The organism is Bacillus salacetis, from assembly GCF_049177075.1.
Classification (GTDB): Bacteria; Bacillota; Bacilli; order Bacillales; family Bacillaceae_B; genus Rossellomorea; species Rossellomorea salacetis_A.
Genome location: NZ_CP185377.1, coordinates 2,302,925 through 2,320,085, shown reverse-complemented (window position 1 = coordinate 2,320,085; position 17,161 = coordinate 2,302,925). Strand labels below are relative to the sequence as shown.

At 40.8% G+C, this 17,161-nt stretch carries 16 protein-coding genes; 9 read left to right on the top strand and 7 right to left on the bottom strand.

All coding sequences use genetic code 11. The features are described from left to right. The first annotated feature begins 177 nt into the window (after positions 1-177). Entirely contained in the window at positions 178-1,932 is a 1,755-nt protein-coding gene (locus ACOJQI_RS12005) for an ATP-binding protein (protein WP_421378049.1), read from the top strand. A 200-nt stretch (positions 1,933-2,132) separates the two neighbouring features. Then, positions 2,133-3,290, top strand: a complete 1,158-nt coding sequence (locus tag ACOJQI_RS12000) for an endonuclease (RefSeq protein WP_421378046.1) — start codon at positions 2,133-2,135, stop codon at positions 3,288-3,290. An 89-nt stretch (positions 3,291-3,379) separates the two neighbouring features. On the opposite strand, the gene ACOJQI_RS11995 is transcribed toward ACOJQI_RS12000, so the two are convergent. After that, the gene (locus ACOJQI_RS11995; RefSeq protein ID WP_421378044.1) at positions 3,380-4,216 is read right to left on the bottom strand and encodes a TVP38/TMEM64 family protein; all 837 of its coding nucleotides are present in this window, start codon (positions 4,214-4,216) and stop codon (positions 3,380-3,382) included. Between the two features lie 435 nt (positions 4,217-4,651). On the opposite strand from ACOJQI_RS11995, the gene ACOJQI_RS11990 reads away from it, so the two are divergent. From ACOJQI_RS11990 to ACOJQI_RS11980, 3 genes are read left to right on the top strand one after another with little or no spacing between them, the layout of a single operon-like run. Continuing rightward, entirely contained in the window at positions 4,652-5,575 is a 924-nt protein-coding gene (locus ACOJQI_RS11990) for an AAA family ATPase (RefSeq protein ID WP_421378042.1), read from the top strand. Positions 5,576-5,625: 50 nt separating this feature from the next. After that, entirely contained in the window at positions 5,626-6,672 is a 1,047-nt protein-coding gene (locus tag ACOJQI_RS11985; RefSeq protein WP_421378040.1) for a DUF58 domain-containing protein, read from the top strand. Between the two features lie 15 nt (positions 6,673-6,687). Then, the gene (locus ACOJQI_RS11980; protein WP_421378038.1) at positions 6,688-7,329 is read left to right on the top strand and encodes a hypothetical protein; all 642 of its coding nucleotides are present in this window, start codon (positions 6,688-6,690) and stop codon (positions 7,327-7,329) included. A gap of 80 nt (positions 7,330-7,409) precedes the next feature. Here ACOJQI_RS11980 and ACOJQI_RS11975 read toward each other — a convergent pair whose 3' ends face one another. Next, positions 7,410-8,024: a lysozyme inhibitor LprI family protein gene (locus tag ACOJQI_RS11975; RefSeq protein ID WP_421378036.1), complete on the bottom strand. Its 615-nt coding sequence runs from the start codon at positions 8,022-8,024 to the stop codon at positions 7,410-7,412. A 287-nt stretch (positions 8,025-8,311) separates the two neighbouring features. Here ACOJQI_RS11975 and ACOJQI_RS11970 point away from each other — a divergent pair, with 287 nt between their 5' ends. Continuing rightward, positions 8,312-9,499: an MFS transporter gene (locus ACOJQI_RS11970; RefSeq protein WP_421378034.1), complete on the top strand. Its 1,188-nt coding sequence runs from the start codon at positions 8,312-8,314 to the stop codon at positions 9,497-9,499. Positions 9,500-9,610: 111 nt separating this feature from the next. On the opposite strand, the gene ACOJQI_RS11965 is transcribed toward ACOJQI_RS11970, so the two are convergent. Both ACOJQI_RS11965 and ACOJQI_RS11960 read right to left on the bottom strand, forming a co-directional pair. Beyond that, positions 9,611-10,501: a fructose bisphosphate aldolase gene (locus ACOJQI_RS11965; protein WP_421378032.1), complete on the bottom strand. Its 891-nt coding sequence runs from the start codon at positions 10,499-10,501 to the stop codon at positions 9,611-9,613. A gap of 95 nt (positions 10,502-10,596) precedes the next feature. Beyond that, entirely contained in the window at positions 10,597-12,141 is a 1,545-nt protein-coding gene (locus ACOJQI_RS11960) for a metal ABC transporter solute-binding protein, Zn/Mn family (RefSeq protein ID WP_421378030.1), read from the bottom strand. A 609-nt stretch (positions 12,142-12,750) separates the two neighbouring features. On the opposite strand from ACOJQI_RS11960, the gene ACOJQI_RS11955 reads away from it, so the two are divergent. Both ACOJQI_RS11955 and ACOJQI_RS11950 read left to right on the top strand, forming a co-directional pair. Continuing rightward, the gene (locus tag ACOJQI_RS11955) at positions 12,751-13,068 is read left to right on the top strand and encodes a PadR family transcriptional regulator (RefSeq protein WP_421378028.1); all 318 of its coding nucleotides are present in this window, start codon (positions 12,751-12,753) and stop codon (positions 13,066-13,068) included. Further along, positions 13,055-13,621, top strand: coding sequence for a DUF2812 domain-containing protein (locus ACOJQI_RS11950; protein WP_421378025.1), 567 nt, complete (start codon positions 13,055-13,057; stop codon positions 13,619-13,621). The genes ACOJQI_RS11955 and ACOJQI_RS11950 overlap by 14 nt, the downstream gene beginning before the upstream one ends. A gap of 118 nt (positions 13,622-13,739) precedes the next feature. Here the strand turns inward: ACOJQI_RS11950 and ACOJQI_RS11945 are convergent, their stop codons facing one another. Next, positions 13,740-14,030, bottom strand: a complete 291-nt coding sequence (locus tag ACOJQI_RS11945) for a DUF5316 domain-containing protein (protein ID WP_421378023.1) — start codon at positions 14,028-14,030, stop codon at positions 13,740-13,742. A 250-nt stretch (positions 14,031-14,280) separates the two neighbouring features. On the opposite strand from ACOJQI_RS11945, the gene ACOJQI_RS11940 reads away from it, so the two are divergent. Further along, entirely contained in the window at positions 14,281-15,048 is a 768-nt protein-coding gene (locus ACOJQI_RS11940; protein WP_421378021.1) for a type II CAAX prenyl endopeptidase Rce1 family protein, read from the top strand. Between the two features lie 139 nt (positions 15,049-15,187). On the opposite strand, the gene ACOJQI_RS11935 is transcribed toward ACOJQI_RS11940, so the two are convergent. Continuing rightward, entirely contained in the window at positions 15,188-16,201 is a 1,014-nt protein-coding gene (locus ACOJQI_RS11935) for an ABC transporter permease subunit (RefSeq protein ID WP_421378019.1), read from the bottom strand. Beyond that, positions 16,194-17,078, bottom strand: coding sequence for an ABC transporter permease subunit (locus ACOJQI_RS11930; protein ID WP_421378017.1), 885 nt, complete (start codon positions 17,076-17,078; stop codon positions 16,194-16,196). Before ACOJQI_RS11930 ends, ACOJQI_RS11935 begins: the two co-directional genes overlap by 8 nt. Positions 17,079-17,161 lie beyond the last annotated feature (83 nt).

Sequence of the window (17,161 nt, the reverse complement as noted above, 5' to 3'; positions counted from 1 at the left end):
AATATGTACACGGAAATCTATTGAGAAGAAAAATGATGTCAATTATATGGTATAGTTAGAGTTATATGTCAATTTCTGCTCGTCAGTCAACTAAATCCTATTTTACATAGCCCCATTTATCTATAGAAATGAACGTCCCAGTATATATACAGTCCTTCAGGAAGGGAGAGGTGAAGGTTGGAGTTTGTCCTGGTGTTAGCCGTTGCATTGATTCCGTTAATTATTTCAGTTTCACTCTTAATCTATTATAAAACCGCCGTTTCCAGAGCGTTGTCGTTGTTTTTGCTTTTGCTTTGCTGCTGGCAGATCGACATTTCGGTGCTTTACGCTCATAAGCTGTTTCAACTCAGCACGATTGATTTCCTTTTTAGGGTATTCAGGACCGGTTCGATTTTGATGACGCCGCTTATCTACTTTTTTTGCTATAACATTGTCAGGGAGAATCCTGCCATGCATGCCTTCAAGCGGATCTTTAACAAGGCGGGTGTAGTCCTGGTCATTGCTTTTAGTACGGGAGTTTACCTCGTGAATTTCACCAGCATGGGAATCAGGGAATACAGGCTCGTCCCTGAAGAGATGTGGGCACCGTCTCATCTGATGCCTGTTTATGGCCCTCTGCATTTTACCTATATCATCAATATTGTCATTGTATGTTTGTTTGCAGCGGCCCTTCTCCTTCTCTCGCTTAAGATGGAGGACCAGTTCTATCGCTCCTTCTACAAAAAGCTGGCTGTTGGAGAAGCATTTGTGTTGATTAATGGCATCATCAGCGGTTTCGGTGTGCTGCCTCTTTACTTTTCAAGCTTGAACTCGATTATTGTTGCGATTGCCTTATTTCTTGGCTTCTTTCAAATGCAGGCCCGAAGGTTGAATACGGCCAATCAAAACCTGGCCAGGCAGAGCAGCTTAATGGAAGAAATCATGAATATCAACCCGAATTTCATTACGGTTTTGAATCGGAATAATCAAATCATCAAGATGAATGAGGCGATGGAATCCCTGGTGTCCGTTCCCGCAGATGACTTACTTGGAAAAGATGTTACCGTACTGCAGAGGTCCCCGAATCAACTGGATATGACGTCAGACAAACTTCAGCGCATCAATAGAAGGACTGGCGAAACCTTATATGTGCAGTGGGGGTACAAGACCCTCAAACATCGGGAGAAAGAGACCTATACCTTGGTGTTCGGGATCGATTATACCAATCAAAAAAGAAACGAACAGCTGCTGCTTTCTTCAGAAAAATCGAAGGTCATCGGGGAGCTGGCGGCGAGTATCGCCCATGAAATCCGGAATCCTTTAACGACCATACGCGGTTTCATTCAGCTTCTGAAGGAAAAGGATCCGGAAAGCCAGTATGAAGACATCATATTGGAGGAGATCGTGCGTATCGACGAAGTTCTAAGCGAGATGCTGTTATTGGCAAAACCGGAGGCACGAGACGAGGAAGAGAAGAAGAATGTCCAGATCGATGTCATAAAAGAATTGGCCAATATCAAAATGCTCTTTGATGCAGTAGCACTTGAACAGAATAAACAGTTGACGCTTGAAGACAAACTCGGAGATTCACCAGATGCTTACTTCAATCCTTCCCATTTTAAACAAGTCATCCTGAATATCCTGAAAAACAGCTTCGAAGCGACCAAGGAAAAGGATGAAGTCAAACTGAAAGTGGATGAAAAAGAGGGATGCATCCGTATCAGGATCATCGATAATGGGAAGGGGATATCGAAGGAAAGACTCTCCAGGATCGGCGAGCCCTATTTTACAAACAAAGAAAAAGGAACCGGGATCGGCCTGACCATCTGCTTTAAACTCATCAAAGATTACTCCGGGGAAATGAAAGTACTGAGCAAGGTCGGGTGGGGGACGGTAACGACCATCCTTTTGGCCCCGGATGTTTCTAGAGAATGCACTGTACAAGTGGTATAAAGATAACGACGCTGAGACTTTGTCTTGGCGTTTTTTTCGTGGAATAACTGAATTCTCGAAAATAAATGCATTTTATTCTTTTGAGAATAGTCCGTTAATATTCTGTAAAGTCTGTTTACTTTTACATTGAACTTACTTAGGATAGGAAGCGGTGTTAATCTATCTGTAAAAAACAGAATAATAGAAGAGGAGAGAATAAGATGAAACATACTTTTAAAAAAATGTTGAGTGTCTTTACCGTTTTCGTGTTCTTTTTTGTAGCTGCAGTCTCTTTCCAGTCAGACAAAACCGGTGCGGCTGGAATTGGTGATTGGAATTCCCCCTTTACAGTGAATCAGGCAATATCCACACAAAATGGTTCCACCTATACTGTTGAAGGCTATGTCGTGGGACAGCCGACATCCCAAACGACTGTCATCACATCCTCTTTTCCAAATGACTATGCCCTGGCGCTAGCGGATTCTCCGTCAGAAACTAACACATCCAACATGATCTATGTGCAGATACCGTCTTCATTCCGGTCAATTTACGGTCTTCAAAGCAACCCTCAATTAATGGGAGAAAAGTTGAAAGTAACAGGCTCTCTGACTGCTTATTTCTCTCACGCTGGAGTAAAGTCAGCTTCATCCATGCAAGTCACACAGGACAGCGGTACGAATCCAACTCCTGGTACATACGGTGACTACTATAAGTCCGCAGAAGGAAAAACCGGATCTGCCTTAAAATATGAACTTCATAATATAATAGATGATCATACAACTCTTTCTTACAGCGAGGTATGGGATGCCCTGCGCTACACAGACGAAGACCCTGCTAATCCTAATAATGTTCTGCTGCTTTATTCAGGACGCTCGCAGTCAAAATACACAAATGGCGGCGGAGTCGATGATTGGAACCGTGAGCATGTATGGGCAAAATCTCACGGAGATTTCGGTACGGTTCAAGGGCCGGGAACAGACCTGCATCATTTACGTCCCACAGACGTGACAGTGAATTCTACAAGGGGAAATCTGGATTTTGATAACGGAGGAACTCAACATTCAGAAGCACTTGGAAATTATTATGACAGTGATTCATGGGAGCCAAGAGATGAAGTGAAAGGCGACGTAGCCCGGATGCTGTTCTATATGGCAGTCCGGTATGAAGGAGACAGCGGTGAACTGGATTTGGAACTCAACAATTATTTGAACAACGGAAGTGCGCCAACCCATGGTAAGCTCTCTGTGCTATTAGACTGGAATCAGCAGGACCCGGTTGATTCCATAGAAAGACATAGAAACGATGTAATCTTTGAAAAGTATCAAGGGAACAGAAATCCATTTATAGATCATCCTGAGTGGGCGGAGATGATCTGGTAATAGTAATATTGGAAGCTGAAGGTCAGGCAACTGATCTTCAGCTTTTTTTTAGTTCTATCAAGATTATATTCCGTCCACCGATACTTCCTTCACCTTCCTGCCCTTGATTTTCCAATAAAATATGAAACCAAGAAAATAATTGTAAGAAAGCCTGTTATATAAATGATGAATTGCGAGTTCGAGATTTGAAAATACCCTGCCAGAGTCACAGAATAGGCTAAAGCAAAGGAAGTGAATAGCTTTGAAAGGCCCGCAATGAGTATAAATTTCTTAATGGAAATTCGACTTAGCCCGGCACCAACACAAATAATTTCGTCGGGTAAAACAGGGACGATGAATAGAAGTCCCATAATCAACGTTTCGTTTCTTCGAACATCATTCTGATATTGTTCCAATTGGCTATTCTTAATGAATCTAGTAACAATCTTTGTACCTCCGTATCTGGCAAGGAAATACAAAACAAGGATTCCTGAAAAAGTACCTGCAAATGCCAAAGAGGCTGCTTGAAAAGGGCCGAACACCGTACTTCCCGCTCCGACTGTAATGGCTTCAGGAATAGGCAGGATAATGGGCTGGGCAAAACAAATAACCAAGAATAGCAGCTTAGCCGCCGTCCCATATTTTATAAACAGCTTCTCCATACCGTAAGTATCTGTCAATATCATAAACGCAGAAACATAGTAAACAATGAAAACGATTAGTATCGAGATGAAAAAATAGATGGAAACTAACCTTGTCAGCTTCAAAAAATTTGTTTTCTTCATCATCATAAGAAAATTTGCGATTATCATGATGCTTCCAAAACCTATCAACGAATAGCGATAAGTTGGAAGTAGTGTCGGCAAGAGGTAAACGGTTATTAATATACCCATTAAAAGGAGTAAACTTTGAAGAGAGAACTCCCTGAAAATTCTGGTCTTAATCAACTGATTTCATCCTTTCTTGGCTGCCTGCTCCGATAAAAATGATTCTACCTAATCCACTAAGTCTCTGCCATAAGCTCAAGGCCTATTCTTTTATACGACTTGGGGCTGAGGGAAGTTATTCATCAGACATACTTTTCTTCAACTTAATAACAGGGATTTTATGGTAAAATTAAAACAAACCTTAACAATCGTCAAATTGCACCTAAGTCCGCTTGCGAAAAACTGAATAATGTGAAACAAAATCACTATACCTTTAGTCTAATGACTGAAGGAGGCTGTAAAGATGAAAGGGGATCTCGAAGAAAGGGTGAGCAAGCTCAAAATGGCTTATAACCAGGTAAGCAGTTTAGTAAATTTAAAGTATCTCAGGAAAAAGTTAAAAAGGATCAAGAAATGGGATTAAGGTTTTAAAAAAATTGAAGAAGGTGTGAGTGGATGCTCGGAAATATAAAAGAAAACGTATCTAAAGTGATGATTGACAAAGAAAAAGAAATCGAGTTAATGATTATTGCATTGCTAAGCGACGGCCATGTGCTTTTGGAGGATGTCCCCGGTACAGGAAAAACAACGATGGCAAAATGTTTTTCCAAAAGTATTGATGGTACGTTCAACCGTTTGCAGTTCACTCCCGATACACTTCCATCTGACATTGTTGGGCAGGAGTATTTTGATGTGAAAACGAGTGACTTCAAGGTCAGAAAAGGTCCGGTATTCAATAACGTGCTGCTTATTGATGAGATTAACAGGGCGGTTCCTCGAACTCAATCCGCTCTCCTGGAGTTAATGGAAGAAAAAAACGTAACGTTAGGTGGTACGACTTATCCGCTGCCAAAACCATTCATCGTCATTGCCACCCAAAATCCTTTTGACTCCATCGGAACCTTTCCATTGCCTGATGCACAGCTCGACCGTTTCCTCTTAACGATCAAACAAGGCTACCCCGCGCCAGATAAGGAAAAGCAGATGTTGAGGAGGTTCAGGCAGTCGAATCCGATTGAAAGTATCACAAGTGTCATTTCAATAGAAGAAATCATCGAGTTAAAGGAAAAAGTAAAGGAAGTTACAGTCTCGGAAGATATTGAGGATTATTTGATGGATATCATCCAAGGAACCCGGAAGCATAATTATGTAGAAATCGGCGTCAGCCCGCGGGGATCCTTAGCGTACATGAGGGCAATCCAATCGAGAGCCTATTTATATGGAAGGAATTTTTGTGCGCCGGACGATGTGAAGCAATTGGCTCATCCTCTTCTGGCACATAGACTGACCTTGAATGTGGAGGGGGAAGTAAAGACTTCAAAGGAAAATATTATAGAAGAGATTTTGGATAGCGTCGCTGTCCCTGTTGAAGCCAGATGATAGTTCACCAGGATAAGACTTTTCTTGTACAGCCAAGTGGGATGATTTTAATGATTATTTTATTTATCATCAGCAGTTTTGCAGGGTTTACCCTGCTGGCCTTTGCATGTGCTCTTATCATTTCGGTTGCTGTCCTTTCTCATTATTACCTGAGATTCTACCGAAATAAGTTAAGTTGGAGTTTTAAGAAATACCTTGAACTTTCAAGTGTTGATGAAGCCTTTTCCGGTGTCCTTGAGATTAAGAATGAGTCGGCATTACCCATCTATAATTTACAGGTAGCGATTGAAACCAGGAGTGAAAATGAACTGGTTTTCGTCGAGAACGACCAGGAGACGAGTATGTTTTCACAAAAAATCGACCTGCCGGCAAATTCAAGCCGAAAAGTTGATGTGATTTTAAGAGGGAAGGAAAGGGGCAATCATCAATGGAGCGGCTTTGATCTTTTAATTAGGGCGCCTCTTGGTTTCCAAACACTCAGGCTGGACTATTCCCGTTCATCCCTTCCCCGCTTTAAAGTCGTGCCAAGAGTGCTGAAAATGAATGACTTGAAGCTGAAGTCACTCATTCAAGGATATAAGAATACAAGCCATTCTTTATTTAGTGATGAGACCAGTATCATCGGGACGAAAGATTACGAGAATGAAAGTTTCCGGCATATCCACTGGCTAGCCACAGCCAAAGAAAACAAGCTGCTGGCTAAGAAGTATCAAAAGGTGCAGGGAGACCTTTACTCCATTTTTCTTAACCCTGTGGGGGAAGGCCATTTTCATTTGCGAAAAGATATGGAAGATTTAATTGAGTATACCGTTTCAGTCTGCATCAACTTGATCAAGGAGGGGTGCAAGGTTGAATTATGGGTGAACTATTCCGCAGGATACAAAGGATTAATGAGAATTGAGAATGGTATGGATCGGACTCAATTGAAAAAGATCATTGAATCCCTTGCTTTGCTGGATTCAAATGGGGTGTATCTACCAACATCCAGGTTCTATGATTATGCCTTATCAAGAAAAGCTGAAAACTCTCTGGCGTTAGTCATTGGCAGCCCTCCTGAGTTTTCTGAAAGGTCCCAGTGGCTGCATATCAAAAGGTAAGAAGGAGGCAGTTTAATGAAAAAAATATTGATATTGTTTCTTTTTGTCCTCACTGCCTCAGGAGCTGCGTATTTCTTGACGACAATAGGAGATATTACATCAACTATCATCACCGAACGCTTTCAATATGACCAGGAACTTGGATTGCAAAAAGACTTTGACCCTCCTGATGGAAGGATACTTTGGGAAGGGGAGCGGGAAGAGACTTCTGGGAAATCCAGTAGCATTTTTATAAAATTAATTAAAAAATATGGTCCAGTTTTATTTATACCAATATTGCTAATTGCCATCGTTTGGTATTTCAGGAGCAGGAAGAAAGCTAAACCAAACGAGCACAATGAGAAAGAGGCATTACCATTAAAACAGGTTGAGAAAGAGGAAATTTCTTTAGAACAGGTTGGGAATGAGGAACCCCAAAGCATACACGAAACAAAAGTAGTTCAAAAACAACACCTCCACAAAATTCGAGGCCTTTTGAAAAATTGGGAGAGTTCATTGAATTCCATTGAGAAAAAGAGAGAAAATGAAACCATTCGTGAGTGGTTTCAAAGGATAAACGGTCCCGAGGAGATCATACCAATCTATGAAAAGGTCAGATATGGGGAAGAGGAGTGCACGGAAGCAGAATATAACTCAGTCCTCAAGAAGCTGAACTAGAATGATGTTTTAGCGGGGTAACGCTTTAAAGCACGAAAAGGGACAGTCCCTCTTCGTGCTTTAAAGTGGTAAAGCGGAATTCATTTCATATAGTGGGCAACCAGTTCGTAGGCTCTTTCTTTGGTCAGGGTGGCTTGGGTGGCTACGTATTCCAAAGATTCCATAGAACCGCCTTCATATTTGAGGGAAGCTTCCTTAGCCTTTTCATCTCTTTCTTTCACCCATTCCCGCTGCTCTTCCCGTAACTTGTCCATCTCTTCTTTACTAAGCTGTTCCTGCAGGACACCGTAGATTTCATTCAATTTGTCATCCCACTTTTTGAACCTTTCCTGTTCTTGTTCTTCCATTCCAGCAGTGGTGTCCTTAGGCTCTGCATTTCGATCTTCTTCTTCCATTTCATTCAGTTTATCAAGATATTCTTCCTTCGTACCTACAGTCGATTCAGAATCGGTCTCATCAGACGTCGACGAAGCGTTTGATTCACCATTATCCTCAGTCTGCTCATTTTGGTCCTTGTTTGCAGCAGAAGATGCCGTTTCTTCATCGCTCTCCGGATCAGTTTCATTTTGAGAGGAAGTGGAATTTGAGCCTTGAGTGTCTGAAGAAACCTCTGAGTTTTGAGCCGAGTTGCTGCACGCAGACATGGCCATCAACACGATCAATGTCATGATGAGAACCATTTTACGATTGTTCATTTATATTCCCCCTATGTACTACTTTGAAAATTTATACCAAAAAATAAAGAATATTCCTAACCATGTGTTATCTTAACATACAATGTTGCGGCTTGCTTAGATACTCATCGGGACCCTTCCGCTGAGGGGTTTTCCAGGTATGAATGATTTGTGACAGATCTAAATATTCACAGGTGATTCCCAACACATTGTAGAAAAAGTATATATTAGAATCCGCTAAAAGGGGTGTTACTATAGATCAAGCAAGCTTCTCTCTAAAAAAGAATACATATTTATTACTATTTGGATTGGGTATTTCAACATTGGGAGATTTTATTTATCTTGTTGCCATCAATGTTTTAGTATTAAAGCTAACGGGCTCTGCTGCTGCAGTGGCCGGTTTATGGATTATAGGACCTATCGCTTCAATGTTCACGAAATTTTGGTCTGGGAGTATCATTGACCGTTTGAATATCCGGCGAATAATGATTGGAACGGACCTCATTCGCGCCGTCCTGGTAGCGGTTATTCCTTTCATCAGCTCCATTTGGCTTATATATGTATGTCTATTCTTTCTCTCTGTTTCAAAAGCTTTCTTTGAACCAGCAGCACTAACTTATATTACCAATGTTGTTCCAGAGAAAGGACGAAAACAATTTAACTCTTTCAGGAGTTTGATTACATCCAGTGCCTTTTTAATCGGTCCTGCTATTTCTGGAGCACTCCTGCTTTTTACCTCGGTTGATATGGCCATATGGATAAATGCTTTTTCTTTCATTGCATCGGCTATTATGGTGTACTTACTACCTAATATCAATACGGAAGTGGAGGCGGGAGTACGCAGGATTAGTTTGGAGATATTGAAAAGTGATTGGAAAGAAGTGTTTAAATTTAGTCAAAGCAGCCTTTTTATCGTAAAGGTATACTTCTTAGCTCAATTTTTTATGATAGTGGCGCTTGGGATGGATGCCCAGGAGGTCGTCTTTACTCAAAAGGTATTAAATCTATCTGAAACAGAATATGGGCTTCTTATCAGTTTAACTGGTGTGGGCTCTATTTTAGGAGCAGCGACTGTTTCAATGATTGCTAAAAAGTTGTCAATAAGAGTCCTGATATCCCTTGGTTATTTTATGGTTTCAGTGGGCTATCTGGTCTATGCTTTCTCATTTTCCTTTTGGTCAGTAGCTATTGGATTTATGGTGTTAGGTTTCTTTAACTCATTTTCAGGCACTGGATTCATGACTTTTTACCAAAATAATGTCCCAATTAATATGATGGGAAGGATTTCAAGCATATATGGGATCTTTCAAAGTTTTCTTCAGGTCATCTTCATATTACTGATTGGTTTTACTGGTGATATCATTCCAGTCAGGTACAGTATTATTGCTGCCTCTACATTAATGGTTGTGATAAGTATTTGGCAAATAAGGTTGGTTCTTATGCCAAGCAAATATGAGTATTTTGCCGATGAGACGGAACTCAAAAGTACTTCTTAATACGTTTCTTGAACAATTGAATCTATTGAAGGGGACATTAATAGGGAAACCCATTATAAAACAGAGGCACTGCAGTATAGCTTGCAGTGCCTTAGATGATACCAAATCTACTTATTTTTTATTAACAGAAGCATCATAAATCGTCTCGATGGCACTTCTCATCGCGTCGTCAAATTCATCGGATGATTGACTGAACCTTAATTCTTCAGCTAGTGCCCGGGAGAAGCTTGCGATCATCCCATCATTTTCTTTCAATCTCTCGTTGGCTTCATCACGGGAATAGCCGCCGGAGAGGGCTACCACACGGACCACGCGGGGATGCTCGATCAATTCCTTGTAGGCATTGGCCTTTGTCGGAAGGGAGAGTTTCAGCATCACATTTTCATTTTCAGACAAACCATTTAGATGCCTGATGATCTCCTCGCGCAGGATTTCTTCGGATTTTTCCTTATCCTCACTGTGGATATTCACTTCCGGTTCAATGATAGGCATTAAATCGGACGCTATGATTCTTTTGCCGATTTCGAATTGCTGATCCACGACAGCCTTGATGCCGGATTCATTTGGCTCATGGATGACCGAGCGCATTTTGGTGCCGAAGATATTTCGGTCAACGGCACGGCGAAGGGTTTCATCCAGATCGGGATTTGGCTTCATGAGCTGGACGCCGTCTTTTTTTTCAGCTAATCCTTTATCCACTTTCAAGAAGGGGACAATGTTACGGTCAGCGAGGTAGTCCGCTGTGTATTTGCCCTCTACTTTACTGTCCATCGTTTGCTCGAATAAGATTACTCCGAGGATATAATCCGAACTGAAAGCAGGGGATGTCATGATTCTCGTGCGCATCTTGTGCACCTGTTCAAACATCTCATCCTCATTCGAATAGGAATCTTCTTTAACTCCATACGCTTCCAATGCTTTAGGGGTGCTGCCGCCGCTCTGATCCAATGCGGCGATAAATCCTTTTCCATTCTTGATTCGCTCTAATTGACTTTGATTCATAGATTCCACTCCTTTTTCATTAACTATTCTATTAAATCTTCCTCTATTCTAGTTCCCTATTTACCCAGGAGATAAAACCATAAGGGGAAAGGAGATTAATGCATCATCATTTCATGTGCGATGTCCCGGCCGCTAAGATCAGAAGGGTAATAGGTTGGCCAGTTAGTGACTTCATTCAGCAGCGCTTCCCGGTCATCTCCCCAATACAAGTGATAGTGATGGGAAACGGTCGGGGCAATACTGTGATCACTGAACTGGAAATAGCGCGGCATCTTTCCATTCTGCTCGTCATCCAGTTTGAAGATATAGCGCACTCCACGGTTCCCGGCTTCATAGTTTACTATTTCATACCCGTCATAGACATAGCTTCCAGACGATTTTTGTCCATCTTCAAAAAAGGTGAACGTATCTCCATCAATAATAATACGCTCGACGCCTGTTTTGTATCCTATTGTATAGTAATCTTTATATTCTTCCGCAGTCTTATCTCCGTCTTCGGCTTTGTGAGCAAATACTTCATCGAGGGTGCCATCCAGTAAATAAGGGTAAACGGACTGCCAGTCGCCTTCCCAGTCAGATAACCCGCGGTCTTTAATTTGATCATCTTCAAAGTAACCATCATAAATCTTTTGCGTTTCCTCATCCGACTCATGGCTGTGATCATGGTCGTGTTCTTCATGCTCTATGGCAGGTGCCTGTTCCAATGCGGTAAGCAGCTGGACCAGGTTATGTCTCATCAGTGAAAAATAATCTTCATTTTTCTCAATGTCTTCATCTGTCAGGACAGACAGGTTATGCAGTCTGAGTGTATCTGCACCTATTTCTTGCCTCACGGTTTCAGCTATTTTCGTCGTGATGTTCTGTTCAAAAAAGACATGTTTCAATCCGTATTCTTTCGCTGTCTCCACAAGTGTCTGAAGTTCCTTCTGAGACGGCTCCTGCGTCGGGCTCAAACCGCTGACTGCAATCTGATGGATCCCGTAGGCTTCTTCCCAATAGCCATAAGCGGCATGAGAGACGATAAAGTGATTGCCTGAAGCTGAGTGCAGATCAGTTTCAAACTCATGATGAAGGGCTTCAAGATCAGTTTTGAGAGTTTCAAAGTTTTCATTGAAAAGTGTCTCTTCCTCAGGTTTCATTTCTACTAATAAATCTTTTATGTTCTCTGCCAGTTCAATCGAGCGGATTGGATCCAGCCATACGTGGGGGTCATAATCTCCGTGGCCGTGTTCATGATCATGATCGTGGTCATGGGCTCCTTCACTGAGCTCAATCCCTTGGGATGCTTCAAGGACTTTCACGTTTTCAACTTCTACAGCCTCAGCGATTTTTTCAGCATAAGCTTCCAGCCCCGCGCCATTCATGATAAACGCATCCGCTTCAGCAATAGCCATGACGTCTTTAGAAGTGGGTTCATATGTATGTGAGTCCGATCCAGGCGGCAGGATGGATTCAACATCAACTTCATTACCTGCAATTCTTTCTGCAAAAAACTGAAGGGGATAGACCGTCGTGAAAATTTTCACCGGTTCACTTGAAGAAGGTTCCTGTTCTTCGCCATTCATCTCCTTTTTTTCTCCACACGCAGCAAGGGTGAAGACTGCTAATAAACTAACGAAAGCCAACCATTTTTTTCTCATATGTATCCTCCTTTTGTTTAACATAAAATAATATATCGAAACAATTACGATTTGTAAATAGGAATGATTTTGATTTAATGTGTTATAGTAAAAGAAAAAGGGATTGTCAGCTCGGAATTAATTTGAAATAATTGGTAGTAAGTGGGGGGATTAACTATTTATTTTTATTTAACTGATTATTAATGAGGCTAATTGATTCTTAAAGGAAGTAGGGGGGATTAAATAAAAAATGAAATATTTAATAGGTTTGTACATTATTATGACAGTAATGGTATTTGTTAATTTAACAAGTGTATATATTTTTAAGGATGAGTATTCAGCTATTGCAAGCTCGGTTATTGTCCTTTTATTGCTCACAGGTACGATATTTTTTATTAATGCAAGATTTTATTTAACCAAGAAATAATTAGCTTGGTTTTCTGGACAAGTAGCACAATGCTTAACTTGTATTCAAAAACCATGAAATTTAATCAGACTTCTCTAAAAGTCGATTTCCTAACAAAAAGGAAATCGACTTTTTTTATGTAATTTTGTTGACTATTCAGTTGAACTGTATTATCCTAATTGTTAAGTTCAACTATATAGTTAAACTGAATAGAGGGTGAGATCATGAAACATAAATTACTGCCGTTGTCTGAAACCATGCATTATATTTTATTGGCCTTACGTGAGCCGCTACACGGTTATGCTGTCATGCAGAGGATAGAAGAAATAAGCAATGGTACCGTCATTTTAGCGGCGGGGACGTTATACGGTGCGATTGAAAACTTGAGTAAACATGGATGGATTGAATCTGTTGGAAGTTCAGGTCGAAGAAAGATTTATAAGATAACTACAGAAGGAAGTACCATTTTGAAAATAGAGCAAGAAAGGTTGCTGCATATTTTATCTTTGTATGAAGGAAGTGAAGCAAATGAAGAAGTTTAAAGTTTTCATTAGTATTGAAAAAGAAGAGCAATGGCTGAACGAGCAATTACAAAAAGGCTATCGCTGCACAAATATTAGTGGAATGGGGATATACACTTTCGAAAAAACGGACAAAAAATATGTTATGCGGCTGGACTATCAAGATTATTTATCGAAGGAAAAGCTTGAAGAATACAAAGGGATTTATGAGGATTTTGGCTGGAATTATTTGAAGGGTGCCTGGCTTAGCGGAATACGATATTGGCAAAAAGAACACGATGATCATAGTGAAATCTTTTCCGATCGCCAATCAAAGGTGAATTATTATAAAAGATTAATGAATTATTCAATTTCGTTAGGTACCATGTTTTTGGTTTATTGCTTTCTGCTCTACGGGGATGCAAGCTTATACCATGAAGGGCTTTGGAGTTTGAACGGTTCATTATTCTGGAAAGCGTTCTTATTTGAAACGCCGTTTGTCCTCTTAAAGTTGCTGCCCGCAATCATGGTTGCATGTTTGAGTGTGAGTTTCTATAAATCTTATAGAAGATATTCAACACTTAAGGAAAAATAATAGAAATCTTTATAAAAAGCAAAAAGACTCGTCATTAGATGAGTCTTTTTGCTTCTATCGGCTGCAAAGTGTAAGCACCGCCTTAATATTTGGTTAAAGCACCTTAAAACGAACCCTTTTAATTAAAAAGAAAATAAACCAAGACCGCAATTCCCAGATTAGGCAGCCCAATCAACGCAGACTTAAAGGTGATACCGTTCCGTGCGCGCCTGTCTTCTGCGGATTCCGTTGCAAAATTCGCCCTCATCCGGTCTCCGCTTACCATTGCCCCTGAGGAGATGATGGAAATTCCTAAGAATATAACAGCAATACCAGCACTAATGTAATAAGCGTTTTCCAATCCCCAGATGATCATCGAGAGTAAAACGCCAAGAATGGATGATATGAGTCCAATGAATAGCAATTTCATGCAAAACCCTCCTTACAGTTATATACGTTTTAGAAGGGGAAAGGTTTCGCACTATTCCCTGCAGAGGCGTCATTCTGCATCGAACAACGAATATAATAGAAGAATGACTCTTTTTTAACCACGCCGCTTTTTAAAAACAACACGAATAGGTGGTCCATGTCCATTTGTCTTGCACTTTGCTTAAAAACGTACAAGGAATCAGTCCATCCATCCTGGTATAATAAAAAGTAAAAAGAATAAGGGGAAACATATGAGATATTACGGTAAGGTATTGGCTGGATTCATTATTCTGGATCTGTATTTAAATTTTGGCATCGCTAAATCAGGTCAATTTTGGCTGCAGGTACTATTAGTTCTTTTGTTTTTCCCATTACTAAAAGGAATCCTACTACTTACTAAACTTAAAGAATATAAGAATATCGGAATTAGCTTTCATCCAAAATGGAGAAGAAACTTACTAATGGGGTTCAGTATCGGTTTTTCCTTTTGGCTTATCAAGTACATACTTGTTTTTCTTTTTGGGGGATTTGAAATAATGGGGGTTAAGCCATTATTAGATATGTTGATATCTCTTTTGATGGTAATGCTCACATTTTTGATCGGCTCCTTTTTAAACGATATCATCGTACGGGGATATGTTTTTGGGCATTTGAAAGAAAGGATTCCGGTGAAATGGGTGTTTATCATATCCCTTTTCCTCTATGCCTTGGACGATGTCTGGAATGAAGGATTCAATATCACCAACACGTTGTTTTCCCTTCTTCTCGGCCTATCCTTGACGTACACGATTTATAAAACCAATTCGATTTGGGCGGACACTGGCCTTCATTGGGGGCTGAACGTCTGCTACGGAATTTTCAACGGATCTCTCGGAAATTCAGGTGGAGGAATCATCATCACGAAATACGAAACGCAATCCGTGCTTCTGGAAGCAATCAGCTACGTCATTCCTTTGCTTATGTTTCTATTTGTATATTTAGTTAGAAAGAAATTTTCAGTGGATCAAAGGGCCAGGTGAACCGTTACACACCCTTCACTTTTAACAATCATTTAAAATTAGCAAAAGACTCGTCATTTGACGAGTCTTATTGGTATGCCGGATAAGGCATTAATTAAGTAAGACAGCCCTTTTTATAGGCTTGTGACGGGACCTGTACCTACTGCTTGAAGGTAAATGAATCCTTCGATACAACTGTCGATGGCTGCGACGCCTGTTCCTGTTTTTTTGTTCTTCCCAGTGGAATTTCATTTTCAATCAGCACTTTCCTTAATGAAGCACTGATTGAATTCACACATAGTATGGCGACAGCGAATAAAGTCAATGGTACCAGCACGAGGGAAGGTGTGGTGAAAATCTGGTTGATGTTCATACTGATCGTTGCAGCCCATTCATTCGTATTGGAAAAATAAACAGGGTTATATGGGTCCAATTCTCCAAAAGCGAAATCCGCAATTTTTAATCCACCTAGTGCCATGAGTAATATCCCAAGCTGAATCAGCAAAGAAAGCGCCAGTGAAACCTGTTCAGAGAACAACACAATTGAGTGCCTTCTCAGTTGGGGGAGGAGGTGGCGCCTGAAAATATGGAAACGGCCTGCCCCCATAGAACGGGATACTTCGACAAATTCATTCTGCATAAAAAGTTTCAGTTCTTCCCCTACATAGACTGCAAAAGAGGGGATGGTCACCAACGCGATCGCAATCACTTGGATGATGAAATACTGATTGGATGGCAGGATGCTCTCTTGAAATGGATTTTCCAAGGGAGCCAGCATGGCAAACACAATGATGACAAGCGGTATGTATTGAAAGGCTTCCCCAAGGTTTTTAATGAACCTGCCCAGTGAAGAAGGAAGAAACGCATAGATAACCCCGGCAATGAATCCAGCGAGGATCCTTATTAGTGCGATGGCCAAAGCCGCAATGAGCGTGAATTTAGCTCCGGCAAGAAGTAGAAGCAGTAAGTTTCTGCCCAGCCTGTCACTGCCGGCGGGAGGCATCTCACCCGCTGTAAAAGGGGGAGCCGCTATGATCTTTCCGTTTTCATCAGTCAAGTAGTTGATGATTTCATCATAGTGGGGGTAAACAACGGGCACAAGAAAGCTGACCACAAGCAAGCCTGATAATATAAGAATCGGCAGGGCAATTTTCTTTGCGATCATTCTATACATGCTGTTCCCCTCCATTCAGCCACCTTCCAAGAAGTGCAGAGCTTATTGTGAATACCACGAAAAACGGTACGAATATAAGAAGCATGCCAATGAAGAATGCAGCAGGTGCCTCAGTGGCGGTTCGCAATACCGCTGTCATGAATCCGCTGATATTGAACAGGATCTCAATGATTAATAGATTGGAAAGCATGAACAAGAAAATCGGTTTCAAATGCAAGAAGAAATGGATCCATACATTGCGGAACAAGTGCACCCATAATGTATAGGATTTTTTAAACCCTTTTGCATAAGAGAATTCTACATAAGGCTTGATCTCTTCTTCCCTTAATTGGAAAACAAACTGTTTTACCAAAAACACGACTGGCAAAATGGACAAACATACTATGGGCAGCACGTATGTTCTTTCGTCACCAGTAGTATAAATATTAAACAGCAAAATATCCGTTTTCTTGAAAATCCAGATGATCAACAGCTGGAACAAAACGACAATGAACACATCAGGCAATGCATCCAGTGTGTTGACAACTTTCATCGACAACCTGTATACCCTGCGCGGCAGCATCATAATCAGATAACTTAATAGAATGGATATCGTAACGGCGAAGAGAAAGGAAAGAAAGATAAGTGAAAATGAATACCAATATGTATCGGCATACACCGTGGTGATAGGGAGCTGCCTTTGGCCTTCACCCCAGTAAACATAGAGGGAGGAAGGATCTACTAAATCGGTAAGAGTCTGCTTCATTTGTTCAGCGTAAATCCCCAGCGTGATCACCAGTTCTGTATCATAATTCAAAAGCGAATTGATTCCGCTCAGCAAGAAAAGCCCTAATACGACCGTGAAAAAATGAAAGGAAGTTCTGAATATCCTTTTCATAGAGTCCTCCTATTATACTTCCAATTTCAAACATTTTTTTCACGTAGTATGTTACAATAGGAGGGCTTAAAAGTAAACAAAAT

Coding starts and splice junctions, on each gene's coding strand:
- ACOJQI_RS11930 (WP_421378017.1), bottom strand. CDS start 17,078: ATGAAAAGGATATTCAGAACTTCCTTTCATTTTTTCACGGTCGTATTA.
- ACOJQI_RS12000 (WP_421378046.1), top strand. CDS start 2,133: ATGAAACATACTTTTAAAAAAATGTTGAGTGTCTTTACCGTTTTCGTG.
- ACOJQI_RS11940 (WP_421378021.1), top strand. CDS start 14,281: ATGAGATATTACGGTAAGGTATTGGCTGGATTCATTATTCTGGATCTG.
- ACOJQI_RS11935 (WP_421378019.1), bottom strand. CDS start 16,201: ATGTATAGAATGATCGCAAAGAAAATTGCCCTGCCGATTCTTATATTA.
- ACOJQI_RS11950 (WP_421378025.1), top strand. CDS start 13,055: ATGAAGAAGTTTAAAGTTTTCATTAGTATTGAAAAAGAAGAGCAATGG.
- ACOJQI_RS11975 (WP_421378036.1), bottom strand. CDS start 8,024: ATGAACAATCGTAAAATGGTTCTCATCATGACATTGATCGTGTTGATG.
- ACOJQI_RS11965 (WP_421378032.1), bottom strand. CDS start 10,501: ATGAATCAAAGTCAATTAGAGCGAATCAAGAATGGAAAAGGATTTATC.
- ACOJQI_RS11985 (WP_421378040.1), top strand. CDS start 5,626: ATGATTATTTTATTTATCATCAGCAGTTTTGCAGGGTTTACCCTGCTG.
- ACOJQI_RS11955 (WP_421378028.1), top strand. CDS start 12,751: ATGAAACATAAATTACTGCCGTTGTCTGAAACCATGCATTATATTTTA.
- ACOJQI_RS11990 (WP_421378042.1), top strand. CDS start 4,652: ATGCTCGGAAATATAAAAGAAAACGTATCTAAAGTGATGATTGACAAA.
- ACOJQI_RS11980 (WP_421378038.1), top strand. CDS start 6,688: ATGAAAAAAATATTGATATTGTTTCTTTTTGTCCTCACTGCCTCAGGA.
- ACOJQI_RS11945 (WP_421378023.1), bottom strand. CDS start 14,030: ATGAAATTGCTATTCATTGGACTCATATCATCCATTCTTGGCGTTTTA.
- ACOJQI_RS11960 (WP_421378030.1), bottom strand. CDS start 12,141: ATGAGAAAAAAATGGTTGGCTTTCGTTAGTTTATTAGCAGTCTTCACC.